General features: G+C 71.4%; 22 protein-coding genes and 2 tRNA genes. 9 read left to right on the top strand and 15 right to left on the bottom strand.

Annotation, left to right across the window (positions count from 1 at the left end; translation table 11 throughout):
* Nucleotides 1-85 precede the first annotated feature (85 nt).
* The 4 genes from rsrA to ACZ573_RS03335 all read right to left on the bottom strand — a co-directional run bounded on the left by rsrA (nt 86) and on the right by ACZ573_RS03335 (nt 2,820).
* Complete coding sequence (gene rsrA / locus ACZ573_RS03350) at nt 86-403, bottom strand: mycothiol system anti-sigma-R factor (RefSeq protein WP_471298321.1); 318 nt, start codon at nt 401-403, stop codon at nt 86-88.
* Nucleotides 400-1,044: a sigma-70 family RNA polymerase sigma factor gene (locus ACZ573_RS03345; protein ID WP_327388486.1), complete on the bottom strand. Its 645-nt coding sequence runs from the start codon at nt 1,042-1,044 to the stop codon at nt 400-402. Before ACZ573_RS03345 ends, rsrA begins: the two co-directional genes overlap by 4 nt.
* 287 nt (nt 1,045-1,331) lie before the next feature.
* Nucleotides 1,332-1,982, bottom strand: a complete 651-nt coding sequence (locus ACZ573_RS03340; RefSeq protein WP_471298318.1) for an alpha/beta hydrolase family protein — start codon at nt 1,980-1,982, stop codon at nt 1,332-1,334.
* A gap of 19 nt (nt 1,983-2,001) precedes the next feature.
* The gene (locus tag ACZ573_RS03335) at nt 2,002-2,820 is read right to left on the bottom strand and encodes an SOS response-associated peptidase (protein ID WP_471298315.1); all 819 of its coding nucleotides are present in this window, start codon (nt 2,818-2,820) and stop codon (nt 2,002-2,004) included.
* Between the two features lie 79 nt (nt 2,821-2,899).
* Here ACZ573_RS03335 and ACZ573_RS03330 point away from each other — a divergent pair, with 79 nt between their 5' ends.
* The 4 genes from ACZ573_RS03330 (at nt 2,900) to ACZ573_RS03315 (ending at nt 6,506) form a co-directional block, all read left to right on the top strand.
* Nucleotides 2,900-3,613, top strand: coding sequence for a M50 family metallopeptidase (locus tag ACZ573_RS03330; RefSeq protein WP_471298312.1), 714 nt, complete (start codon nt 2,900-2,902; stop codon nt 3,611-3,613).
* Nucleotides 3,614-3,677: 64 nt separating this feature from the next.
* Nucleotides 3,678-5,060 carry a 3-phosphoshikimate 1-carboxyvinyltransferase gene (gene aroA, locus ACZ573_RS03325; RefSeq protein WP_471298309.1) on the top strand — a complete coding sequence of 461 codons (1,383 nt, stop codon included), beginning with the start codon at nt 3,678-3,680 and terminating at the stop codon, nt 5,058-5,060.
* A gap of 8 nt (nt 5,061-5,068) precedes the next feature.
* Entirely contained in the window at nt 5,069-6,079 is a 1,011-nt protein-coding gene (gene rsgA, locus ACZ573_RS03320; RefSeq protein ID WP_189732642.1) for a ribosome small subunit-dependent GTPase A, read from the top strand.
* A gap of 103 nt (nt 6,080-6,182) precedes the next feature.
* Nucleotides 6,183-6,506, top strand: a complete 324-nt coding sequence (locus tag ACZ573_RS03315) for a DMT family transporter (RefSeq protein ID WP_301366561.1) — start codon at nt 6,183-6,185, stop codon at nt 6,504-6,506.
* Here ACZ573_RS03315 and ACZ573_RS03310 read toward each other — a convergent pair.
* Nucleotides 6,472-7,014 (bottom strand): TetR/AcrR family transcriptional regulator, encoded by a 543-nt coding sequence (locus ACZ573_RS03310; RefSeq protein ID WP_351153882.1) that lies wholly within the window; start codon nt 7,012-7,014, stop codon nt 6,472-6,474. The genes ACZ573_RS03315 and ACZ573_RS03310 overlap by 35 nt on opposite strands.
* A 125-nt stretch (nt 7,015-7,139) precedes the next feature.
* On the opposite strand from ACZ573_RS03310, the gene hisN reads away from it, so the two are divergent.
* Both hisN and ACZ573_RS03300 read left to right on the top strand, forming a co-directional pair.
* Entirely contained in the window at nt 7,140-7,943 is an 804-nt protein-coding gene (hisN, locus tag ACZ573_RS03305; RefSeq protein ID WP_471298304.1) for a histidinol-phosphatase, read from the top strand.
* 169 nt (nt 7,944-8,112) lie between these two features.
* Nucleotides 8,113-8,505, top strand: coding sequence for a CBS domain-containing protein (locus tag ACZ573_RS03300; protein WP_030385946.1), 393 nt, complete (start codon nt 8,113-8,115; stop codon nt 8,503-8,505).
* A 69-nt stretch (nt 8,506-8,574) separates the two neighbouring features.
* On the opposite strand, the gene ACZ573_RS03295 is transcribed toward ACZ573_RS03300, so the two are convergent.
* Complete coding sequence (locus ACZ573_RS03295) at nt 8,575-10,044, bottom strand: catalase (protein ID WP_471298302.1); 1,470 nt, start codon at nt 10,042-10,044, stop codon at nt 8,575-8,577.
* A 130-nt stretch (nt 10,045-10,174) separates the two neighbouring features.
* Between ACZ573_RS03295 and ACZ573_RS03290 the strand changes: the two genes are divergently transcribed.
* The gene (locus ACZ573_RS03290; RefSeq protein ID WP_266380203.1) at nt 10,175-10,591 is read left to right on the top strand and encodes a Fur family transcriptional regulator; all 417 of its coding nucleotides are present in this window, start codon (nt 10,175-10,177) and stop codon (nt 10,589-10,591) included.
* Between the two features lie 131 nt (nt 10,592-10,722).
* On the opposite strand, the gene ACZ573_RS03285 is transcribed toward ACZ573_RS03290, so the two are convergent.
* Together ACZ573_RS03285 and ACZ573_RS03280 are read right to left on the bottom strand one after the other, a co-directional pair.
* A tRNA-Met gene (locus ACZ573_RS03285) sits at nt 10,723-10,796 on the bottom strand.
* Between the two features lie 47 nt (nt 10,797-10,843).
* A complete protein-coding gene (locus ACZ573_RS03280; RefSeq protein WP_471298299.1) occupies nt 10,844-11,458 on the bottom strand; it encodes a TetR/AcrR family transcriptional regulator in 615 nt (204 codons plus the stop codon).
* A 90-nt stretch (nt 11,459-11,548) separates the two neighbouring features.
* Between ACZ573_RS03280 and ACZ573_RS03275 the strand changes: the two genes are divergently transcribed.
* A complete protein-coding gene (locus tag ACZ573_RS03275; protein ID WP_471298296.1) occupies nt 11,549-12,625 on the top strand; it encodes an FAD-dependent oxidoreductase in 1,077 nt (358 codons plus the stop codon).
* An 18-nt stretch (nt 12,626-12,643) separates the two neighbouring features.
* On the opposite strand, the gene ACZ573_RS03270 is transcribed toward ACZ573_RS03275, so the two are convergent.
* The 3 genes from ACZ573_RS03270 to ACZ573_RS03260 form a co-directional block, all read right to left on the bottom strand.
* On the bottom strand, nt 12,644-14,500 hold the full coding sequence (locus tag ACZ573_RS03270; RefSeq protein ID WP_471298294.1) for a tetratricopeptide repeat protein: 1,857 nt from the start codon (nt 14,498-14,500) through the stop codon (nt 12,644-12,646).
* 192 nt (nt 14,501-14,692) lie between these two features.
* Nucleotides 14,693-14,766 (bottom strand) — tRNA-Met (locus tag ACZ573_RS03265).
* A gap of 49 nt (nt 14,767-14,815) precedes the next feature.
* Nucleotides 14,816-17,695 (bottom strand): UPF0182 family membrane protein, encoded by a 2,880-nt coding sequence (locus ACZ573_RS03260; RefSeq protein WP_471299049.1) that lies wholly within the window; start codon nt 17,693-17,695, stop codon nt 14,816-14,818.
* A gap of 130 nt (nt 17,696-17,825) precedes the next feature.
* On the opposite strand from ACZ573_RS03260, the gene ACZ573_RS03255 reads away from it, so the two are divergent.
* Nucleotides 17,826-18,395 (top strand): PPA1309 family protein, encoded by a 570-nt coding sequence (locus ACZ573_RS03255; RefSeq protein ID WP_030385939.1) that lies wholly within the window; start codon nt 17,826-17,828, stop codon nt 18,393-18,395.
* A 36-nt stretch (nt 18,396-18,431) separates the two neighbouring features.
* On the opposite strand, the gene ACZ573_RS03250 is transcribed toward ACZ573_RS03255, so the two are convergent.
* The 4 genes from ACZ573_RS03250 to ACZ573_RS03235 form a co-directional block, all read right to left on the bottom strand.
* The gene (locus tag ACZ573_RS03250) at nt 18,432-19,517 is read right to left on the bottom strand and encodes a YlbL family protein (RefSeq protein WP_471298291.1); all 1,086 of its coding nucleotides are present in this window, start codon (nt 19,515-19,517) and stop codon (nt 18,432-18,434) included.
* A gap of 146 nt (nt 19,518-19,663) precedes the next feature.
* Nucleotides 19,664-19,879 carry a hypothetical protein gene (locus tag ACZ573_RS03245; RefSeq protein ID WP_471298289.1) on the bottom strand — a complete coding sequence of 72 codons (216 nt, stop codon included), beginning with the start codon at nt 19,877-19,879 and terminating at the stop codon, nt 19,664-19,666.
* Between the two features lie 291 nt (nt 19,880-20,170).
* Complete coding sequence (locus tag ACZ573_RS03240; RefSeq protein WP_471298286.1) at nt 20,171-20,632, bottom strand: molybdenum cofactor biosynthesis protein MoaE; 462 nt, start codon at nt 20,630-20,632, stop codon at nt 20,171-20,173.
* A gap of 145 nt (nt 20,633-20,777) precedes the next feature.
* On the bottom strand, nt 20,778-21,944 hold the full coding sequence (locus ACZ573_RS03235) for an SDR family oxidoreductase (protein ID WP_301366578.1): 1,167 nt from the start codon (nt 21,942-21,944) through the stop codon (nt 20,778-20,780).
* Nucleotides 21,945-22,017 lie beyond the last annotated feature (73 nt).

Genomic DNA, 22,017 nt, shown 5'->3' with positions numbered 1-22,017 from the left:
GACGCCCCCGGATTAGCACATTCGGGTGAAGGAAGTGCTCTTCCGGGGGCGGCTGTTCCATCGTCCGGCCCGTGAACGGCGCGGGTCAGCCGGGCGCGGAATTGTCGGCGGTGACGTCGGCGGTGACATCGTGGTCGGGCACCGCCTGACCGGACCTGATCAGTTCGATCCGGCCCATCACCTTCGACCGCAGGTCGGTCGGCACGTCGTCCGACCCGCAGCAGCGCTTCACCAGCTTCTTCACGGCCTGTTCGAGGCCGTACTTCTCCAGGCAGGGATTGCACTCGCCGAAATGCGTCTCGAACTTCGTGCAGTCACTGTCCGGCATCTCCTGGTCAAGGAACTCGTACAGGTGGTCCAGGACCTCAGAGCACTCTGTCTCGTGCGGCTCTCCGCAACTCATGAGTCCGAGCCTTTCCGGTCGTTCGGCTCTCCCGCGCCCGCGGGAACCAGCCCGCGCTCACGGGCATAGTCCTCCAGCATTCCGCGGAGTTGACGGCGGCCACGGTGCAGTCGGGACATGACCGTACCGATGGGTGTACCCATGATGTCCGCGATCTCCTTGTACGCAAAGCCCTCTACGTCGGCAAGGTAGACCGCGATGCGGAACTCCTCCGGAATGGCCTGCAGGGCTTCCTTCACGTCCGAATCCGGCAAGTGGTCGAGCGCCTGCGACTCGGCCGAACGCAGTCCGGTCGACATGTGCGACTCGGCGCGCGCCAGCTGCCAGTCCTCGATCTCCTCCGCCGCGCTGCGCTGCGGCTCACGCTGCTTCTTGCGGTAGGAGTTGATGAACGTGTTGGTCAGAATGCGGTAGAGCCACGCCTTCAGGTTGGTGCCCTCGCGGAACTGGTGGAAGGACGCGTACGCCTTCGCGTACGTCTCCTGGACCAGGTCCTCGGCGTCGGCCGGATTGCGCGTCATGCGCAGCGCGGCCGAGTACATCTGGTCGAGGTAGCCGAGGGCGTCCCGTTCGAAGCGCGCGTTGCGCTCCAGGGTCGTCTCCTCCGCGTGGCCTTCGTCGGTCCCAGCGACAGGACCCACCTCCTCCGACAGCGTGGCGGCTCCGAAAGCGGATCCGCTCGAATCGGAGAATAGTCGACCTTCCCGGCCCTCCGCCGCCCGAAGCGAGCTGCGCTTGGGCGCAGGCAGCACGGTCCAGTCCAGGTCAGCGGCCTGCCGACGGTTCTGGCTGATGACCTGGGTCATGCGCTCCCTCTCCTCCGACGAGTTCCCCTACGTTCCGACATCCGGGACAACAGAAGGGGCGGGCGGCGCATTCCCGGGCTCCCGGGAGTTTTCGGCTGTCGCCGGGACGCGGCCGGCGGGCCTCACACGGGGAGCCGCGCGAGCCACTCCGCCACCGCTTCGGTGATCGTCGAGAGCGCTTCCTCCTGGGTGGTGTCCGCCTTCTTCGGCACCGCGAAGCCGTGATCGGCGTACGCCACCTCCACGAGCTCGTACGGGTCCTGCCCGCCCGGCGGCGGGAACTCCTCGGGCCGCCCGAAGGGGTCCCGGCCGCCCTGGACCACGAGGGCGGGCCGGCCGGCCCCGGTGAGCTCACCGGCGCGGGACTTCTCCGGCCGGCCCGGCGGGTGCAGCGGGAAGGCCAGTGCCAGGACCCCGGCGGCCCCCAGTGCGGCGGCGGTCCGGCAGGCGACCCGGGCCCCGGCGCTGCGCCCGCCCGCGACCACCGGCAGCCCGGGCCCGACGAGCGCCGGCCACAGCCCGCGCCACCCCTCGTCCAGCACCTTGGGCGCGGCGGCGACCTTCTTCCCGGCGACCCGCCAGGGCTGTTCGACCAGGGCCACCGTGATCCCGCGGGCGGGCAGGGCGGCGGCCAGCGCCTGGAGGTCCCGGGCTTCGATGCCGCCGCCGGCGCCGTGGCTCACGGCGAGCACGAGCCGGGGCTCCGGCGCCCGGTGCCAGGTGATGCGGGCCTCGCCCGCCGGGGTGTCGACACTCTCGGTACGCGTGGTCATGCGTCCCATCCTGCCCGGGTCAGAAGAGGGTGCCCTCCTCCGGCGCGGCCAGCTCGGTCAGCAGCTCCGGGCCGTTGTTGCGCACACTGCTCACCGCCGTCGACACCGGGTAGGCCCGCATCAGTCCGCCGGGCGGCGGGGCCAGCAGCTCCCGGAGCGAGCCCTCGGTGTCGGTGTTCGCCGGGTCCAGCCAGGCGTCCCAGCGGTCCGGGGTCAGCATCAGCGGCATCCGCGGGTGGATGTCGGCGAGCGAGCGCGGCCCTTCGGCGGGGGCCACGCCCAGGGGACCGGTCTCGGCCTCCGTGGTGATCACCGAGCAGGTGACCCACCAGGAGAGCGGGTGCTCGTCGGGCAGGGTCCGGTCGCGCCAGAACTCGTATATCCCGGCCATGGCGAAGACGGAGCCGTCGGAGGGGAGCACGAAGTAGGGCTGCTTGCGGGCCCGTTTCTTCTTGCCCTCCACCTCCAGCTGCCGCTCGTCATGGGCGGTGACCCACTCGTAGTAGCCGTCGGCGGGGACGATGCAGCGGCGCTGCGCGAAGGGCCGGCGGAAGGAGGGCTTCTCGTGCAGGGTCTCGGACCGGGCGTTGATCATCCGGGCGGCGCCGTCGGGATTCTGTGCCCAGGAGGGGACCAGCCCCCATTTCAGGACGCGCAGCTGGCGAACCGGACGCGGGTGCGAGGCGTCTTTGAGGGGACGGTCGAGGACCACGTGGACCTCTTTCGTCGGCGCCACGTTGAAATCGGGGGCCAGGGCCTCCTCCGGGTCCCACCTCTCGATGCCGAAGGCCTCCACGAGGTCCTCGGGTCTACGACTCGCCGCATACCGTCCGCACATGGCTGTCACACTGCCATGCCGCCCCCAGCTACCGCTGGGTGGTGCCCCCGGAACACCACCGCAAGGAGTCCGCCACCTTATGGACAGCAGCACGACGGCCGGTCTCTGGGACCGGCTCACGGGCATACAGACCACGCCCGACCTGTGGCTGGTGATCGTGACGGGGCTCGTCGCACTGGCCGCGGTGGGGCCCCGCCCGCTGTGGCGGCTGTCGCGCAACGCCATCACCATCGCGCACGAGGGCGGGCACGGCCTGCTGGCGCTGTTCACCGGGCGCCGGCTGAGCGGGATACGCCTGCACTCCGACACCAGCGGGGTCACCGTCAGCCGGGGCAAGCCGACGGGGCTGGGGATGATCCTGACCGCTGCGGGCGGGTACACGGCGCCCTCGCTGCTCGGCCTGGGCGGGGCGGCGCTGCTGTCCGCGCACCGGATCACGCTGCTGCTGTGGGTGGCCACCGCCCTGCTGCTGGCGATGCTGGTGATGATCCGCAACGCGTACGGGGCCCTGACGGTGGTCCTGACCGGCGGAACCTTCGTTCTGGTGTCCTGGCTGGCCCCGGCCGGGGTGCAGGCCGGTTTCGCGTACCTGGTGGTGTGGTTCCTGCTGCTCGGCGGGGTCCGGCCGGTCTTCGAGCTGGGGGCCAAGCGCCGGGGCGGCGGGGCACCCGATTCCGACGCCGACCAGCTCGGCCGGCTCACGCATCTGCACCCGGTGGTGTGGCTGCTCTTCTTCCACGTCGTCGCGCTGTGTGCGCTGATCGGCGGCGCCCGCTGGCTGCTCGCCCTGTGACCGCTCCCTGAGACGGGACCGGGATCAAGATCTGGCATCGGGGGAAGCCACTAAAGTGGGGGCCATGACCGAGACCCCCGCGCTCCCTGCCCTCTGGCCCGCTCCGCTCGCCGATGGGACCGTCCACGCCACCGTCACGGTGCCGGGGTCCAAATCGGTCACCAACCGGGCCCTCGTGCTCGCCGCGCTCGCCGCCGAGCCCGGCTGGGTGCGCCGCCCGCTGCGCTCGCGCGACTCCCAGCTGATGTCCGACGCGCTGCGTGCCATGGGCGTGGGCATCGAGGAGACCGTCTCGTCCAGCTCGGCGAGTTCCACCAACGGCGCAGCGGGCGGCGAGGCCTGGCGGATCATCCCGGCGGCCCTGCACGGCCCGACGACCGTGGACGTCGGCAACGCGGGCACGGTCATGCGCTTCCTGCCGCCCGTCGCCACCCTCGCCGACGGCGACATCCGCTTCGACGGCGACCCGCGCTCCTACGAGCGCCCGCTGGGCCAGGTCATCAGCGCCCTGCGCACCCTCGGCGCCCGCATCGACGACGACGCCCGCGGCGCGCTGCCCATGACGGTCCTGGGCGGCGGGGCCCTGGAGGGCGGCGCGGTCGAGATCGACGCCAGCAACTCCTCGCAGTTCGTCTCCGCGCTGCTGCTCTCCGCCCCGCGCTTCAACCAGGGCGTCGAGGTGCGGCACGTGGGCGGGAACCTGCCGTCGATGCCGCACATCCGGATGACCGTGGAGATGCTGCGCGCGGCGGGCGCCCAGGTCGACACCCCCGAGGCGGGCGGCGAGAAGGACGTCTGGCGGGTCACGCCCGGCGCGCTGCTGGGCCGCGACATGGTCGTGGAGCCGGACCTCTCCAACGCACAGCCCTTCCTGGCCGCGGCTCTGATCACCGGCGGCACGGTCACCGTTCCGGACTGGCCGCACCGCACCACGCAGCCGGGCGACGCGCTGCGCCAGATCTTCACCGAGATGGGCGGCTCCTGCGAGCTGACCGACGCGGGCCTGGTCTTCACCGGCACCGGCAAGATCCACGGCATCGACGTGGACCTGAGCGAGGTCGGCGAGCTCACCCCGGGCATCGCGGCCGTGGCCGCGCTGGCCGACTCCGAGTCGGTGCTGCGCGGTGTCGCGCACCTGCGGCTGCACGAGACGGACCGGCTGGCCGCGCTGACCAAGGAGATCAACGCGCTCGGCGGCGATGTCACCGAGACCGCCGACGGCCTGCGCATCCGGCCGCGCCGGATGCACGGCGGCGTGTTCCACACGTACGACGACCACCGGATGGCCACCGCGGGCGCGGTGATCGGCCTGGCGGTGGAGGGCGTACAGATCGAGAACGTGGCGACGACCGCGAAGACCCTGCCGGACTTCCCGAAGATGTGGACCGACATGCTCGCCGGGGGCGCCGGTGACTCCGGGGCGCCCGGAGCGGGTGCGGGAGCGTAGGGCCCGTCATGCGCAGGTACGGCAAGCACACCGACGAGGACGACATCCGCCAGCGCCCGAACCCCAAGGGCAACCGGCCGCGGACCAGCATCCGGCCCAAGCACGAGGACGCGGCCGAGGGCTTCGTCCTCACCGTGGACCGCGGCCGGCTGACCTGCCTGGTCGAGGGCCGTTCCGTGCACGCGATGAAGGCCCGCGAACTGGGCCGCAAGGCCGCGGTGGTCGGCGACCGGGTCTGGATCGTCGGTGACCTGTCCGGCAAGAAGGACACCCTGGCCCGCATCGTGCGGATCGAGGAGCGCAGGTCCGTCCTGCGGCGCACCGCCGACGACGACGACCCGTACGAGCGGGTGGTCGTCGCCAACGCCGACCAGCTGGCCATCGTCACGGCCCTGGCCGACCCGGAGCCCCGGCCCCGGATGATCGACCGCTGTCTGGTGGCGGCGTACGACGCCGGGCTGGAGCCGCTGCTGGTGCTCACCAAGTCCGACCTGACCTCCGCGGACAAGATCCTGGAGATCTACGCGACGCTCGGCGTGAACTACGTGGTGACCAACCGCGAGGAGCTGGCCACGGGTGACGCGGCCGACCGGGTGCGCGAGCGGCTCGACGGCCGCATCACCGCCTTCGTCGGGCACTCGGGCGTCGGCAAGACCACCCTGGTGAACTCGCTGGTCGCCGAAGGCCGCCAGCGCGCCACCGGCCATGTCAACGCGGTGACCGGCCGCGGCCGGCACACGACCACCTCGGCGCTCGCGCTGCCGCTGCCGAGCGGCGACGGCTGGGTCATCGACACCCCGGGCGTGCGCTCCTTCGGCCTGCACCACGTGGACCCGTCCCGGGTGATCCTGGCCTTCCCGGACCTGGTTCCGGGCACCGAGGAGTGTCCGCGCGCGTGCAGCCACGACGAGCCGGACTGCGCGCTCGACAAGTGGGTGGAGGACGGCCACGCGGACCCGGCCCGGCTGTATTCGCTGCGCCGGCTGCTGGAGACGCGCGAGCGGCGCGAGGGCGACTGACCGTCCGGCGGCGGTGCGGCCGCGTTTGTCGAGGGCCCTGTCTGGATAAATGCATAATCGCACCAAGTGACGCGATGTCACCTGACGCGGGGAGGCATTCGACATGGCGTGGCTGCTGGTCGTGGTCGCGGGACTCCTGGAGACCGGTTTCGCGGTCTGCCTCAAGCTCTCCCACGGATTCACCCGGCTGGGGCCGACCGTCGCCTTCGCCTGTTTCGCGCTCGGCAGCTTCGGTCTGCTGACCCTGGCGCTCAAGAAGCTGGACGTGGGGCCGGCGTACGCGGTGTGGACGGGCATCGGCGCCGCCGGGACGGCGATCTACGGCATGGTCTTCCTCGGCGACCTGGTCTCCACCCTCAAACTCGTCTCGATCTCGCTGGTCATCCTGGGCGTCATCGGGCTCCAGCTGTCCGGGTCGGCGCACTGAGCAGCCTGCGCAGTTCGCCCGGCCCCGGCTCCTCCCCCGGGGCGATCACGTAGGAGAGGGCGAGGCGTACGGCGAGTTCGCAGCGCTGCGGGCCCTCGCCCGGCGTCAGCGCGGCGGCCGCCCGGTCCCGGACGGCCCGGGCCAGCTCGCCGGGCCCGGGTGCCCGGCCGCCCGCCGCGGGCAGGCCCGCGTCCCAGGCGCCGGTGAGCAGGGCCCGTACGAGGGGCTGGGCGCGCGCCGCGCGTACGATCCACTCCGCGACGGCGGCGAGCCGCTCGGCGGCCTGGGCCGGGGCGGACAGGGCCCGGTCGACCCCGTCGAGGTAGCGGTCGGCCTCGCGGCGGACCAGCGCGCGGCCCAGGCCCGCCTTGCCGCCGAACTCGTTGTAGAGGGTCTGCCGGGACACCCCGGCGGCCGCGGCCACGTCGACCATCCGCACGTCCGGCCAGGGGCGCGCCGAGAGCGCCGCTCCCGCCGCCTCCAGCAAGGACTCCCGGGCTGCCGGCATCCGCGCCTCCCCGTTCGGCTCTGTCCGGTCAGAGTTGACGGGCCGCCAGATCCTGTCAAGGGCGCATCGATGCCGCACTGTGGACAGCGTTGGTCGGGCTCCGGGAGTCTCGATACTGTTCGGACATGCCCGAGTATGACGATGACCTGCGCCTTGCCCTCGAACTCGCCGACGCGGCGGACGCCGCCACGATGGAGCGCTTCCGCGCCCTCGACCTCCAGGTCGAGACGAAGCCGGACATGACCCCGGTGAGCGAGGCGGACAAGGCTGCCGAGGAGATCATCCGGGCCGGTATCGCGTCCGCGCGGCCGGACGACGCCATCCTGGGCGAGGAGTACGGGCTCCAGGGCAGCGGTCCGCGCCGCTGGGTGGTGGACCCGATCGACGGCACGAAGAACTACGTGCGCGGGGTCCCCGTCTGGGCGACCCTGATCTCCCTGATGGCCGAGGACACCGACGGCGAGTTCCGCCCGGTGGTCGGCGTGGTGTCCGCGCCGGCGCTGGGCCGCCGCTGGTGGGCGACCAGGGGCGGGGGCGCGTACGCGGGCGGTGCGCTCGGCGAGACCGGCGCGATCGGCGTGTCCAAGGTGGGCGGGCTGGGCGACGCCTCGTTCGCGTACTCCTCGCTGAGCGGCTGGGAGGAGCAGGGCCGGCTGGCGGGGTTCCTGGACCTGACCCGGGCGTGCTGGCGGACCCGCGGCTACGGGGACTTCTGGCCGTACATGATGGTCGCGGAGGGCTCGCTGGACCTGTGCGCCGAGCCCGAACTCAACCTCTGGGACATGGCGGCCATCGCGGTCGTGGTCCAGGAGGCGGGCGGCCGCTTCACCAGCCTGGACGGTGTGGACGGGGTGCACGGCGGGAACGCCGCGGCCTCGAACGGACTGCTCCACGAGGAGATGCTGGACCTGCTGCGCCCGCGCGCCTGAGCCCGCCGAGCGCTGTCCGCGCTCCGTTGCGCGCCTTCTTGTCGGCCCTGCGGGTCCATGGGAATCTGATACTCCCCACGCTTGTGCGCTTGTGAACCGTTTCTCTTGAGGCGGCTCTCGGGCGCACCCACCCAGGCGGGGGGACTCACCCCAGGAGGTGGCTCTCTTCATGCTCGTCCGCGACGCCATGAGCACCGTGATCCTCACCCTCGGACCCGCACACACCCTCCGGCAGGCGGCCTGCCTGATGTCCGGCCGGCGCGTCGGCGCGGCCGTCGTCCTCGACCCCGACCACAGCGGAATCGGCATCCTGACCGAGCGCGACATCCTCAACTCGATCGGCGCGGGCCATGACCCGGACCGGGAGTCCGTGGGCGCGCACACCACCAACAACGTCGTGTTCTGCACCCCGGAAGCCACGGTGCAGGAAGCCGCCGAAGCGATGGCCCACGGCGGCTTCCGGCATCTGATCGTGCTGGAGCACGGCGGACCCGTCGGCATCGTGTCCGTGCGCGACGTCATCCGCTGCTGGGTCCCGGCGCGGCGCACGGTCCCCGCATGAAACGACGCCGGGCCGCAGTCCTCCGAGGAGGTCTGCGGCCCGGCGTCCTGCTACGGCAAGCGCTCCGTGTCAGCCGCGGAGGGCCTGGACCGCGGCTTCGAGCCGCTTGCCGAAGTCACCGTCCGCCTGGCGGAAGTTGTTGATCGCGCGCTCGACGATGTCGTCGCGGGAGACCTTGGCGATGAAGCCGGACAGGTTCTCGATCAGGCGGGACTTCTCGTCCTCCGAGTACAGGCGGTAGAGGTTGCCCGCCTGGACGAAGTCGTTGTCCTCCCTGTGGACGGCGGCGGCGTGGTTGCCCGTGCCACCGGTCACGCCGATGGGCTGCCACAGCGGGCGGTCCGTCTGGTGCGGGCCGCCGAAGCTGTTCGGCTCGTAGTTCTTCGCGCCCTTGTGACGGCCGTCGTACAGGTAGCCGTCGCGGGAGTTGGTGCGCGCCTCGGTGGCGTGCGGGCGGTTCACCGGCAGGTGGTCGGCGTTGATGCCGACGCGGTAGCGGTGGGCGTCACCGTAGCCGAAGAGGCGGCCCTGGAGCATCTTGTCCGGGGACGGACCGATGCCGGGGACGAAGTGCGCCGGGCTGAAGATGCTCTGCTCGACCTCGGCGAAGACGTTCTCCGGGTTGCGGTTGAGCTCCAGCTTGCCGATCTCGATCGGCGGGTAGTCCTCGTGCGGCCACACCTTGGTGAGGTCGAACGGGTTGAAGCGGTACTCGGCCGCCTCGGCCGCGGGCATGATCTGGACCTGCACGGTCCAGGTCGGGAAGTCGCCGCGCTCGATGGACTCACGCAGGTCGCGCTGGTGCGAGTCGGGGTCCTCACCGGCGAGCCGGTTGGCCTCGGCCTGGGTGAGGTTCTTGATGCCCTGGTCGGTCTTGAAGTGGTACTTGACCCAGAAGACCTCGCCGGCCTCGTTGTTCCACTGGAACGTGTGCGAGCCGTAGCCGTTCATGTGCCGGTAGGACGCCGGGATGCCGCGGTCACCGAACAGCCAGGTCACCTGGTGGGTCGACTCGGGCGACAGACCCCAGAAGTCCCAGACGTTGTCCGCCTCCTGCGAGCCCGTGTACGGGTCGCGCTTCTGGGTGTGGATGAAGTCGGGGAACTTGATGGCGTCCTTGATGAAGAACACCGGGGTGTTGTTGCCGACGAGGTCGTAGTTGCCCTCTTCGGTGTAGAACTTCAGCGCCCAGCCGCGGGGGTCGCGGACCGCGTCGGCGCTGCCGAGGTTGCCGGCGACGGTGGAGAAGCGCAGGAAGGTCTCGGTCTCCTTGCCGACCTCGGACAGGAACTTGGCCCGGGTCCACTGCGAGACGTCGCGGGTCAGCGTGAAGGTGCCGTACGCACCGGCGCCGCGGGCGTGCACCACGCGCTCCGGGATGCGCTCGCGGTTGAAGTGCGCGAGCTTCTCGAGCAGCAGCTGGTCCTGGACCAGAACGGGGCCGCCGGCGCCGGCGGTCTCGCTGTTCTGGTTGTCCGCGACCGGCGCTCCGGCCTCCGTGGTGAGCGGTCCCTGCGTCACGCGCGCCTCCTGCGTCATCCCTGCATGTCCTGTCCTTGGCGTTTGCCGTAACCGATCCTACGATGGACTTTGTCTAAGTCAAGTAAGCATCCAAGTCCGCACCGGTTCGGGAGTTACACCGAATCCCCTCACTGTTAGGCTGATGTCTATGAGTGACCTGCTGGATCGACTTCGCGGACGCGGCTGGCGCATGACGGCGCAGCGGCGTGTCGTGGCCGAGGTGCTCGACGGTGACCACGTGCACCTGACGGCCGACGAGGTGCACGCGCTCGCGGTGGCCAAGCTGCCCGAGATCTCCCGTGCGACCGTCTACAACACCCTGGGCGAACTCGTCACCCTCGGCGAGGTGCTGGAGGTCTCCACGGACCGCCGCGCCAAGCGGTACGACCCGAACGCGCACCGGCCCCACCAGCACCTGGTCTGCGCACAGTGCGGCGCGATCCGCGACGTGCACCCGGCGGGCAACCCGCTGGCCGACCTGCCGGACACGGAGCGCTTCGGCTTCGTCGTGTCGGCGGTCGAGGTGACGTACCGCGGCGTCTGCCCGAACTGCGCGGCCGCCTGAGCGCACGCACACGGAAGGGTCCGGACCCCCTCAGGGTGTTCGGACCCTTCGCGTTCACCTTCTTGCGGGCGGAAACGGATCAGGAACGACTCAGGGCCCGGATCCATTGGATCCGGGCCCTGAGTCTTCAGTAGCGGGGACAGGATTTGAACCTGCGACCTCTGGGTTATGAGCCCAGCGAGCTACCGAGCTGCTCCACCCCGCGTCGGTAAACCCAACGTTACGTGAAGGCCCACGGCAGATGCAAATCGGTTAACCGGCGAGCCCCCGGTGCAGGAGCGAGGTCAGCGTCTCCACCACCTCGTCGTCGTCGAGTCCGGCCCCGCCGGTCATGGCGGCGTACCCCAGCATCGAGATCATCGCCCCCATCGCCGCGGCGACCAGTTCGGGGTCTCCGGGCAGCTCACGGCCCTGTTCACGCATGTACGCGAGGTGCTCGCGCAGCGGCGCGGTGTCCCCGAGCAGACGCCCCCAGACCTGCCCCGAGCCGGGCGGTTCGGCCATGGACTTCTGGAAGAGGGCGACCACGACGGGCAGATGATCCCGGAAGACGCGCCAGGTGACAGCTACATGCGTCCGCAGCTGCGCCCGGTCGGCGAGATCGTGTTCGCGGACGTGATCGTGGGCGCCGACCTCCACGTCCACCTGGGCGCCCATGTCCGCGAGCAGCGCGTCCAGCAGTTCGTCCTTGCCCGCGAAGTGCTCGTAGAAGGACCCGGTGGAGCGGCCGGCGGCCTTGGTGATGTCGGCGATCTTCGTCTGCGCGTAGCCGCGCTCCAGGAAGAGTGCCCGCGCCGCCTCCTTGAGCGCCGCCTCCGTGCCGGCCGCCCGCTCCTTGCGCACTCCCACCGCGATCCCCGTTCCCACTTGACGCCGTCTTTTCGGCCTCATCATACTGAACTGAGTTTCACCGAATCAGAATTCAGTGAATGTAGATTCAGCGAAAAGGGGACGGACATGCGTGTGTCAGTCATCGGGGGCGGGGTCGCCGGAGCGGCGAGCGCGATCGCTCTGCGCCGCGCGACGGGCGCGGAAGTCACGGTCCACGAGGCGTACGAGGACCCGGCCGGACAGGTGGGTTCGTTCCTCAGCCTCGCCGTCAACGGGCTGCGGGGGCTGGACGAGCTGGGCTGCCTCGCCGAGGTCCAGGCCGCCGGGTTCCCGGTCGCCCTGCAGCGGATGTGGTCCGCCTCGGGCAAGCTCCTCGGGGAGGTGCCGCGCGGCCGGCGCGCCTGCGACACCCTGCACAGCACGACGCTGCTGCGCGGGCGGCTGGTGGAGGTGCTGCGCGCCGAGGCGGCCTCGGCCGGGGCCCGGATCGAGACGGGGCGGCGGGTGGACCCGGCGGACCTGGACGCGGACCTGGTGGTGGCGGCCGACGGCATCTGGTCCGCCACCCGCCCGGCGCTGGACCCGGCGGCGCCGCAGGTGCGGTACGCGGGGCTCTACAGCGTGTCGGGGGTCTCCGAAGGGGTGCACCTCACGCCCGGCACCTACCACTTCGTCTTCGGCCGCCGGGGGGCGTTCCTCTGCGTCCCGGCGGCGGACGGCACGGTCTGGTGGTCGGCCCAGGTGCCCGCCCCGGAGCCCCCGGACCCGGCGGAGGTCACCCGGGCCCTGCTGGCGGAGCTGTACGGCAGGGAGGAGCTGCCGCTGTCCCTGATCCGGGCGGCCACCCGCGTCGACCGCCCGATGCCGATGCACCGGCTGGCGGACGTGCCCGTCTGGCACGACGGACGCACCGTCCTGATCGGCGACGCGGCCCACCCGGTCGGGGCCGGGCAGGGCGCGTCGATGGCGATCGAGGACGCCGTCGCCCTGGCGCGGTGCGTGGCATCGGTCCCGGGCGTGGAGGCGGCCCTGGCCGAGTACACGCGGCTGCGCCGCCCCCGGGTGGCCCGGATGACCCGGGCCGCGGCGACGAACCGCGACTCGAAGACCCCGGGCACGGTGCAGCGCCGGGTCAACGACCTGCTGATGCCGCTCGCCTTCCGGCACGTCTACGCCCGCTCCACCTCCTGGCTCTACCGCTAGGGGGTGTCTTGCCGAGGCTCAGGCCGAGAGTTCCTCGGCCAGGGCCTCGCGGAGCCGGGCCGCGCGTTCCGAGACCTCGGCCGGGCCCAGTTCCATGGCGCGCACGCACCACTTCTGGCCCTCCGCGAGGTCCCCGTGACGGGCCGCGAGCAGGCCGAGGCGCAGGGCGGCGCGGCCGTGGCCCGCCACCGCGGCGCGGGTCCACCACAGGGCGGCCTCCGGCTCGCTCCCCTCGCGGGCCAGCAGCAGCCCGAGGTTGAAGGCGCCGTTGCGGGAGCCGGCCTCGGCCGCCTCCCGGTACCAGCGCGCGGCGACGGCCAGGTCGCCGCGGGCGGCGGCCAGCATGCCGACCCGCACCTGGGCCCGGCGGTGCCCCAGCTCGGCGGCCCGCTCGTACCACTCCTCGCTCTCGGTGCGCGGGGCGCCGCCCACGGGCTCGCCCAGGGCCACCGGCTCCGGCGGCGGGGCCAGCGACTCCAGCAGCGCGGCCAGGCGGAACGCCGCCTCCGCGCTGCCGCCGCCCGCCGCGCAGCGCAGGTGCCGCTCGGCCGCCCGGTCCTCGCCGTCGCGCACCAGCGCGATGCCGACCTGCAGCGCGGCATCGGTGTGTCCGGCCGAGGCGGCCCGCTCGTACCACTTCAGCGCCGTCCGGTCCTCGTCGCGGCTGGCGAAGAGGATCCCGAGGTTGAACGCGGCGTCGACGCTGCCCGCCTCGGCCGCCTTCGAGAACCAGGGCTCGGCGCCCGCCGCGTCCCCGACCTGGAGCAGCATGATCGCCAGCGCGTTGGCCGCCTCGCGGTGCCCGGCGTAGGCGGCCCGCCGGTACCACTGCTCGGCCTGCGCGGTCCGGTCCTGTGCGACGCACAGCAGAGCAAGGTTGTACGCCCCGTTCTGGTCGCCCGCGTCCATGGCGGTCCGGTACCAGCGCTCCGCGGTCTGGGTCTCGCCGCGTGCGGCGTGCAGCGCGCCCAGCGCGTTGGCGGCGTTGCCGTCGCCGTCCTGCGCGGCCCGGTGCCACCACACGGCGGCGCTCTCCTCGTCGCCGGCGTCGCGCAGCAGGAAGCCGAGCGCGCACGCCGCCCGGGCCTCCCCCTGCTTGGCGGAGGTCAGGTACCAGCGCCCGGCCTCCTTGAGCTCGCCGCGCGCCTCCAGCAGGGCGCCCAGGTGCAGGGCGGCGCGCCGGTGCCCGCGCGCGGCCGCCTGCCGGTACCACTGCTCGGCCTCGGTGGGATCGCCCTTGCGCAGGTGCCTCGCCAGCCGGTACGCGGCTTCGCGGTGCCCCTGTTCGGCGGCGGCGCGGAACCACCGCTCGACGCCCTTGTCCCCGCGGTGCTCCAGCAGGTCGGCCAGCCCGTACGCGCCCAGCGCGTGGCCGGACTCGGCGGCCTGCCGCATCCAGTACTCGGCGGCGGGCTCGTCCCCGCGCTCACGGAAGTAGCGGCCGAGGGCGTGCGCGGCGGGGGCGGACCCGGCGACGGCGGCGACCCGCCACCAGCCGGCCGCGTCCTCGGGGTAGCCCCGCTGGTGGAGGAGCACGCCGAGGTTGTTCGCGGCGGCGCGGTCCCCTTCGCCTGTGGCCCCCCGCAGGTACGGTTCGGCGCCGTCGAGGTCGCCGCGGCGCAGCAGCAGCGCGCCGAGCACGCTCATGGCTCCGGGGTCGCCCTTGTCGGCGGCCACCCGGTGCCGTGCTTCCAGCTCGGCGTCGCTCGCCGCGTCGGTCTCGGCGAACATTTCCTGCGCGAAATCCGCATCGGTCAGTGCGGTCTGCGCGTCGGCGACCGGAGCCGCCCCCTCGGCCTCTGTGTCCGTCCCGGACTCCGCCCTCACAAACCGCCCTGTCTCCAGCAGAGTTGACCTGTCCCCCATAAATCCCATCGTCGCATCACCTGCTACCCGCGTACACCTGGTATGTCGCAGCCAGTGAGGTCACTACAGCGTTTTGTCGACATGCCCACAGTGAGGCAAGTCAAACACGCTCCACCCACAAGTCACCCTCCCCGGCTACCCCGTGTCCGTCCCGGACATGACGAAGGCCCGGATCCCATGGATCCGGGCCTTCATCTTCAGTAGCGGGGACAGGATTTGAACCTGCGACCTCTGGGTTATGAGCCCAGCGAGCTACCGAGCTGCTCCACCCCGCGTCGGTGAAACCACAGTATCACGACGCGGGGTGGAACCATTACCCCTTGATCACTGGCCGGCCGGGGTGGGCGTCGTCAGCTTCGCCTCGGCCTCGATCGCCCGCTTCAGCGCGGCCTTGATCTCGTCCTGGGCCTTGCCGAAGGCCGCCCAGTCACCGGCCTGCCGGGCCTTCTCGGCATCCTCGATGGCCTTCTGCGCGTCGGCGAGCGCGGCCTTGACCGTCGGGTCCTGGGCAGTCGGCGGCGTGACGGTACCCTCGCCCGGCGGCTGCTCCGGGGGTACCGGAACGGTCGGCGCCTCGGCCCCGAAGACCACGTTCAGCGCCTTCTCAAGGGTGTCCTCGAAGGCGGTCTGGTTGCCGTAGGTCACGAGCACCTTGCGCAGCAGCGGGTACTTCAGGCCGGAGCTGCGGACGTAGACCGGCTCGACGTAGAGCATCCCGCCGTCGAGCGGCACCGCGAGCAGATTGCCGTACTCGATCTCCGAGTCGCCACCGCGCAGCAGGCGGATGGACTCGGCGATCTTCGGCTCCGACTGGAACTTGCTCTGCACCTGACCGGGGCCGTCCGGCGGCTTGCTCGTCGGCATCTTCAGAATCCGGATCTTGCCGTAGTCCGGGGTGCCCGGATCGGCGTTGACCGCCATGAAGGCACTCAGGTTGGGCCGCTCGTTCGGCGTGAACGTCGTGGTGAGCGAGAAGACCTGGTCCTTCTCCTTCTGGCCCGGCATCTTCATCGACAGGTAGTACGGCGGAACGGCCGTACCGGCCTTGGTCGTCGGGTCGTCCGGGACCGCCCACGCCTCACTGCCGCTGAGGAAGGTCTGCGGGTCGGTGACGTGGTACCGGGTCAGCAGTTCGCGCTGGACCTTGAAGAGGTCCTGCGGGTACCGCAGGTGTTCCATGAGCGGCTTGGCGATGTCGGCCTTGGGCTTCACCGTGCCCGGGAACGCCTTCATCCAGGTCTTCAGGACCGGGTCCTCGGTGTCCCACTGGTACAGGTCGACCGAGCCGTCGTATGCGTCGACGGTGGCCTTCACCGAGTTGCGGATGTAGTTGACCTGGTTCTCCTGGGCAACTACCGCGCGCTGGCTGTTGGTCAGCGAGTCCGCGGTGCTCTGGCCCAGCGTGGTGCGCGAGGCGTACGGGTAGCCGTTGGTGGTCGTGTACGCGTCGACGATCCACTTGATCCGGCCGTCGATCACGGCCGGGTAGGGCGCACCGTCGATGGTCAGCCACGGGGCGACGGCCTCGACGCGCTGCTTGGGCGTGCGGTTGTACAGGATCCGCGAGCCGTCGCCGATGGCGCCCGAGTAGAGGATCTGCGGCTCGTTGAACGTGAGCGCGTAGGCGGCGCGGTTGACCGGGTTGTCGAGATTGACGCCGGAGCCGCCCTTGTAGCTCGTCTCCTTCTCGCCCTTGTCGTCCGAGTAGTCGAGCTCCTTCTGCGGCCCGCCGACGATCGAGTACTGCTTCGTCTGCTCCCCGTAGTAGATGCGCTGCTCGAAGTCCGTGCCGAACACGCCCTTGGAGGGCAGGTCGGACTGGGTGAAGTCGGGAGCGCCCTCCTTCACGGTGGTGCCCTTGGCCGCGACCACGCCGTAACCGTGCGTGTACTTGAAGTGGTCGTTGATCCAGTTGTTCTTCGGGATGCCGCCGATGTTCAGCTCGCGCAGCCCGATGACCGTGTCCTGGCCGCTGTACCGGTCCACGGCGAGCGTGGACGGGAAGGCGTAGTAGCCCTTGACCTGCTGGAGCTGCTGGAAGGCCGGCGAGACGATGTTCGGGTCGAGGATGCGGATGCTGGCCGTGGTGTCGGCCTGCGGCCGCAGCTTGCCCCGGTCCGCCGTCTGCGGGACGCCCGGGTAGTCCGTGACCTCCGAGGCGGCGATGCCGTAGGCGTCGCGCGTGGCCTTGATGTTCTTCTGGACGTACGGGGATTCCTTGGCCTGCTCGTTCGGCTGGACCTGGAACTTCTGCACGATCGCCGGGTAGAGCCCGCCGATCAGGATCGCCGAGAGCACCATCAGGCCGAAGCCGATGACCGGCAGCTGCCAGGTGCGGCGCCACAGCGTCGCGAAGAACAGCACGGCGCAGATCGCGGCGATGGCGACGAGGATCGTCTTCGCCGGCAGGTAGGCGTTCGCGTCGACGTAGCGCAGGCCCGTCCAGTTGTCGGCGGCCTTGAAGTCGCTGGACTTCACGGCGAGCCCGTACCGGTCGAGCCAGTAGGCGACCGCCTTGAGCGTGACGAACAGGCCGAGCAGCACCGACAGGTGGCCGGTGGCGGCGGCGGTGGCCCGCGCGCCCGGGCTGGTCACGCGCAGTCCGCCGTACAGGTAGTGCACGACGGCCGCGGCGATCACCGACAGCACGACGGCGGCGAAGCCGAAGCCGAGCAGGAAGCGGTACCAGGGCAGGTCGAAGGTGTAGAAGGACACGTCCATGTGGAACTGCGGGTCCTTCGAACCGAAGGGCACCCCGTTCACGTACATGAGCCAGGTCTTCCACTGGCCGGCCGCCGAGGCGCCCGCGATCAGGCCGACGAGCACCGCGATGCCCAGGAGCAGCCACTTCTTGTACGGGGCGATGCTCATCCGGTAGCGGTCGAGGCTCTGCTGTTCCATCGACATCGCGCTGAGCGGCGGCCGCAGCCGGTGGGCCAGCCAGATGTTGAAACCGACGGCACCGGCCATCAGCAGACCGAAGACGGCGAAGAGACCGATCTTGGTCCACAGGGTGGTGGTGAAGACGGTGGAGTACTTCACGGAGCGGAACCAGAGCCAGTCAGTCCAGAAGCCCGCGAACATGATGAAGAGCATGGCCAGGACGGCCAGCACGCCCAAGGTCATCAGGAGAGTTCGGGCCCGCCGGGAGGGGCGGCCGACTCTCATCCGTGGCCCGGAAGGGCCTCCGCCGCGGTCCGGCATCTGGAAAGCCAAGGTGCGCACCTCGAAAGTCGCTGAGTCTGGTAATGAACGGGCCCCCGATCGTAGAGCCCACTCATGCAACTTACTGAGGCTTTGGTCAGTTCCCGGTAATCGATGGAAAGGAGGCAGGATGTTGCCCATGTCCAACCTTTCGCCTTCCCCCGGCACCCCCATGGCGGCCAGTCCGCTGACCCGCGCCTGCCTCGAGATCGACGAGTACGCGGCCGGCCTCGGCTGGGACAAGCCCGCGCGGCTCTTCGCCCTCGTCGACACCGCCCGGCTCAAGAAGCAGGAGCCGCGGCTGGCGAGCCAGCTCGGTCTCGACCAGGACGACGCCGGCAAGTCCTCCCTCACCCCCATCGAGCAGGACGAGGTCCCGAAGGGGACGCCGCTCGACAAGTTCCTCGGCACCATCGCCTGGCCCGACGCCGTCGTCGGCTGCGCGCTGACGGTGGAACGCCTGATGCTGCCGCCGTCCGCGGAGGCCTCCGTACCGGAGGGACTGAACGACAAGCAGCTGTCGAAGTGGGTCGCCGGGCACCCGGAGCGGCAGGAGGTGCGCCTGACCGTGGCCGTGCTGCGCGACGGATCGCGCGAGTCGGCCGTACGGCTGCGCGAGAAGGACTCCTCGACGGAGGTCCTCACCGGTGCGGGCCTGGTCCCCGGCCTGGCGGAGGCCCTGGCGGCGACCTTCTCGTAGGTCCTGCCCGTCAGGGGGACGGAGGAGCGGTCCGGGCTAGCGCGTGCACCGCGGCAGCCCGGCCGTGTCCCCCTTGCTGATCTTCTCCAGTGCCTTCGTGGCGTCGTCGATGGTGGACACCTTGACCAGGGTCAGCCCGTCGGGGACGTGGGAGGCGGCGGAGGCGCAGTTCTCGGCGGGCGTCAGGAAGTACTCTGCGCCTGCCTTGCGGGCGCCGATGGTCTTCATCTGGATGCCGCCGATCGGGCCGACCTTGCCCGCGTCGTCGATGGTGCCGGTGCCCGCGACGAACTTCCCGCCGGTCAGGTCCTCCGGGGTGAGCTTGTCGACGATGCCGAGGGCGAACATCAGCCCGGCGCTCGGGCCGCCGACGTCGGCGAGCTTGATGTCGATCGTGAACGGGAAGGCGTGGTCGGTGCCCGCCCGGATGCCGACGATGGCGTGACCGTCGCCCTCCGCCTTGCCCGCGGTGATCGTCAGCTTCGAGGTGGCGGGGTCGTTGTTGCCGGCCTTCGCCGCCTCGGCGGCCTCCTTGGCGGGCACGATCGTGAACTCCACCGGCTCACCCGGCTTGTGCTTGGTGACGAGCTTGGCCACGTCCTCGGGGGCGGTGACGGCGGTGCCGTCCACGGCCTTGACCACGTCCCCGGCGTGCAGCCGGCCCTCGGAGGGGCTGTCCTTGACCACGGTGGAGACGATCACCCGGGCGGTGACCGGGACGCCGAGCTGCTTCAGGGCCGCCACCTTGGCGCTCTGCTGCGACTGGCTGAACTCCTCGGCGTTCTCCTGGGTGGACTCCGCCTCCGTCTTCCCGTTCGGGTAGAGGTTCTCGTGCGGGACGACGATGTTGTCGCCGGCCAGCCACCCGTAGACCGCTTCCACCAGGCTCATGTCGTAGTCCGCACCCGTGACGCGGACCGTGGTCATGTTGAGGTGACCGCTGGTCGGGTACGTCTTGCGCCCCGCGATGTTGAGGACGGGCGCGCCGTGCGAGTCCCCGAGCGTGTTCACGGTCGGGCCGGGGCTCATCTCGGAGTACGGGACCTTGATGAACACCCCTGCGCAGAGCAGCGCGAACAGCACCAGGGTGGAAGCGAGCATCGTCGCGGTGCGGCGTGGCATGCATCCGACAGTACGGGACGGCCCTGGCGGGCGGCCCTCGGGGCCGGTCCGTACGGGGCCCGCACGCGAAACTCTCAGCGGAATCTCACCGACGGCGGCGGACCGGAGCAGAGCGGTCGCGGAGCGTCGAGCGGCGGCGGGCGGTCTCAGACGGCGTCGGAGGCGGCGGGGGCGGACGGGGAGGAATGGGCGTCGGCCTTCACCCTGGCCTGATCGGCATGGGCCATGGCTTCCCGGAATCGGGCGTATCCCGCGAGCTCGGATATGTCACCCTGTGTGCGGTCGCGTGCCGCCCAGCTGCCCCATATCGCCGCGCCGATCGCGGCGAACAGCGGAATCAGCAACCACGCCAAAGACGCCATGGGCGTGCCTCCCTACCCCGAAGTACGTTTCGTTGGTGGCTTCAACGCTCGTGCCCGTGGGGGGGTTACGCAAATCGAGGGCGTGTTGCGCGGCCGAACGGGTGCGAGGCTACCGCCTTCCGGGTGGCGCTCCGTGACCGGGGGTTCAGCAGGCGCCGGCCCACTCCTCCGTGCCGTCGCTGAACGACGCCCTCCTCGAAGGCCGGACTCGCACCGCTCGGCGCCCGGAGCGCCTCACGGGCTTCGCCCGGCCGCGCCGGACTCCGTCCGTCGGCCTGCGCGGCCCGGGCCTCAGCAGGCGCCGACCCACTCCTCCGTGCCGTCGCTGAACGTCTGGTGCTTCCAGATCGGGACCTCGTGCTTGAGGTCGTCGATCAGCATCCGGGCGGCCTCGAAGGCCTCGCCGCGGTGCGGACAGGACACGGCGACGACGACGGCCAGGTCGCCCACGGCCAGGTCACCGATGCGGTGCACGGCCGCCAGGGCGCGGACCGGGAACTTGGCCACGACGCGCTCGGCCACGCGGCGCATCTCGGCCTCGGCCGTCGGATGGCAGGAGTAGCCGAGCGAGTCGACGTCCGCCCCGCTGTCGTGGTTGCGCACCGTGCCGACGAAGAGCGTCGTACCGCCCGACGCGTCGTCGCCGACGGCCTGGAAGACCTCGTCGATCGACAGGGCGGTCTCGCGGATCTGGAGCAGCCGGATCGGGTTCGAAGCGGCTTGCTCACCGGGGTGGTCGAAGTGCGGTGCCATGCCTTCATCGTGCCCTAGCGGCTGACACGGCGAAATAGCAGATTCGCCCGGGGCGGGAACGCCGCCTTGGGAGCCTCCTACAGGGCGGACCCGCGGAATCCCGCGGTCCGCCCGGCCGGCCGGGCGGACCGCGGCACCGGACCGGTCAGATCCCGCGCCGCTTGCGCGCCAGGCGGACCGCGGCGGCCGCGCCCAGCAGGGCCACCGTCGCGCCGGCCGCACCGGCGGCCGTGGCGGCGTCCCTGCGGCCCAGCCGGCGGCCCGCGACCGTGTGGCGGCCCGAGACCTCCTGGAGGAGCTCGGCGAGCACCTCCTCGTTGGTCCAGCGCGGCCGCCAGCCCGCCGCGTGCAGCCCGCTGACGCTGACCACCCACGGGTGCATCGTGTAGGCGAGGTCGCCGGCCGGGGACGGGGTCAGGCCGATCCGGTGCAGCCGGGCGGCCGCTCCCAGGGCGACCGCGGAGGGGAGTTCCATGCGGCGGATGCCGCTCAGCTCCTCGACCTCCTCCTGCTCCAGCCACCCCTCGCAGCCCACGGCCAGCTCGCCCTCGACCTTCTCCAGGGCCGCGTACTCCAGGGCGCTGACCAGGTCGTCCACGTGGCAGAACTGCCAGGTGGGGCGGGATCCCGCCACCACGAGCAGCCGCGGGGACTCGAAGTACCGGGTCAGGGCGGTGTCCGTGCCGCCGACCAGGACGGCCGGGCGGATCACGGTGACGTTCAGTCCGGGGTGCGCGCGGGGGGCCCGGCGGCCCAGGCGCTCGATCTCCAGCAGGTCGCCGACGCCGGTCGCCTCGGCGGTGGCCCGCAGCTCGGAGTCCTCGGACAGCGGGATGTCGTTGTCCGGCAGGGCTCCGTAGACCATCGCCGAGGTGCAGAGCACGACCCGGTGCACACCGGCCGCGGCGGCGGCCGTCAGGACGGTCTGGGTGCCGCGCACGTTGTACGCCGTGCGGGCGGCCGGGTCGGTCTCCAGGTCGAGGTCCAGCGCGAGGTGGACCACGACGTCCGCGCCGCGCAGCTTCTCGGCGATCGCGGGGTCCCGGACGTCGAGGATGTGCCACTGCGCGGCGGCGCAGTCCCCCCGTCGCTCGTCGATGGCGACGACCTGCTTGACCTCGTCGGAGGCGGCCAGGCGGCTCACCAGGGCCGCGCCGACGCCCGAGGCGGCGCCGGTCACGGCGATCACCGGGCTGCGCCGGCGGATTCCCTCCGGGTTTCGCGGCTGGCGAACGCCGGGGGCGCTGTCACCGTGCTCGGAGCTGTTTTCGTCGTCGTGCATCGCGCGAAACTGCGGATCTGGGGAACTCACCGGGCGTCTCCAGCGGTTGTCTTCAGTAGGGACGCGTCGTGACGCGTACCCACCAGGTGATGTCCATCCTGCC

The organism is Streptomyces sp. NPDC040545, assembly GCF_055595065.1.
This window is presented reverse-complemented; position numbering and strand designations above follow the sequence as displayed.

What these genes read in the sequence shown, in the direction of transcription:
- rsrA (WP_471298321.1), bottom strand. Translation starts at nt 403, where the DNA reads ATGAGTTGCGGAGAGCCGCACGAGACAGAGTGCTCTGAGGTCCTGGAC.
- ACZ573_RS03340 (WP_471298318.1), bottom strand. Translation starts at nt 1,982, where the DNA reads ATGACCACGCGTACCGAGAGTGTCGACACCCCGGCGGGCGAGGCCCGC.
- ACZ573_RS03335 (WP_471298315.1), bottom strand. Translation starts at nt 2,820, where the DNA reads ATGTGCGGACGGTATGCGGCGAGTCGTAGACCCGAGGACCTCGTGGAG.
- ACZ573_RS03330 (WP_471298312.1), top strand. Translation starts at nt 2,900, where the DNA reads ATGGACAGCAGCACGACGGCCGGTCTCTGGGACCGGCTCACGGGCATA.
- aroA (WP_471298309.1), top strand. Translation starts at nt 3,678, where the DNA reads ATGACCGAGACCCCCGCGCTCCCTGCCCTCTGGCCCGCTCCGCTCGCC.
- rsgA (WP_189732642.1), top strand. Translation starts at nt 5,069, where the DNA reads ATGCGCAGGTACGGCAAGCACACCGACGAGGACGACATCCGCCAGCGC.
- ACZ573_RS03315 (WP_301366561.1), top strand. Translation starts at nt 6,183, where the DNA reads ATGGCGTGGCTGCTGGTCGTGGTCGCGGGACTCCTGGAGACCGGTTTC.
- ACZ573_RS03310 (WP_351153882.1), bottom strand. Translation starts at nt 7,014, where the DNA reads ATGCCGGCAGCCCGGGAGTCCTTGCTGGAGGCGGCGGGAGCGGCGCTC.
- hisN (WP_471298304.1), top strand. Translation starts at nt 7,140, where the DNA reads ATGCCCGAGTATGACGATGACCTGCGCCTTGCCCTCGAACTCGCCGAC.
- ACZ573_RS03300 (WP_030385946.1), top strand. Translation starts at nt 8,113, where the DNA reads ATGCTCGTCCGCGACGCCATGAGCACCGTGATCCTCACCCTCGGACCC.
- ACZ573_RS03295 (WP_471298302.1), bottom strand. Translation starts at nt 10,044, where the DNA reads ATGACGCAGGAGGCGCGCGTGACGCAGGGACCGCTCACCACGGAGGCC.
- ACZ573_RS03290 (WP_266380203.1), top strand. Translation starts at nt 10,175, where the DNA reads ATGAGTGACCTGCTGGATCGACTTCGCGGACGCGGCTGGCGCATGACG.
- ACZ573_RS03275 (WP_471298296.1), top strand. Translation starts at nt 11,549, where the DNA reads ATGCGTGTGTCAGTCATCGGGGGCGGGGTCGCCGGAGCGGCGAGCGCG.
- ACZ573_RS03270 (WP_471298294.1), bottom strand. Translation starts at nt 14,500, where the DNA reads ATGGGATTTATGGGGGACAGGTCAACTCTGCTGGAGACAGGGCGGTTT.
- ACZ573_RS03260 (WP_471299049.1), bottom strand. Translation starts at nt 17,695, where the DNA reads ATGCCGGACCGCGGCGGAGGCCCTTCCGGGCCACGGATGAGAGTCGGC.
- ACZ573_RS03255 (WP_030385939.1), top strand. Translation starts at nt 17,826, where the DNA reads ATGTTGCCCATGTCCAACCTTTCGCCTTCCCCCGGCACCCCCATGGCG.
- ACZ573_RS03250 (WP_471298291.1), bottom strand. Translation starts at nt 19,517, where the DNA reads ATGCCACGCCGCACCGCGACGATGCTCGCTTCCACCCTGGTGCTGTTC.
- ACZ573_RS03245 (WP_471298289.1), bottom strand. Translation starts at nt 19,879, where the DNA reads ATGGCGTCTTTGGCGTGGTTGCTGATTCCGCTGTTCGCCGCGATCGGC.
- ACZ573_RS03240 (WP_471298286.1), bottom strand. Translation starts at nt 20,632, where the DNA reads ATGGCACCGCACTTCGACCACCCCGGTGAGCAAGCCGCTTCGAACCCG.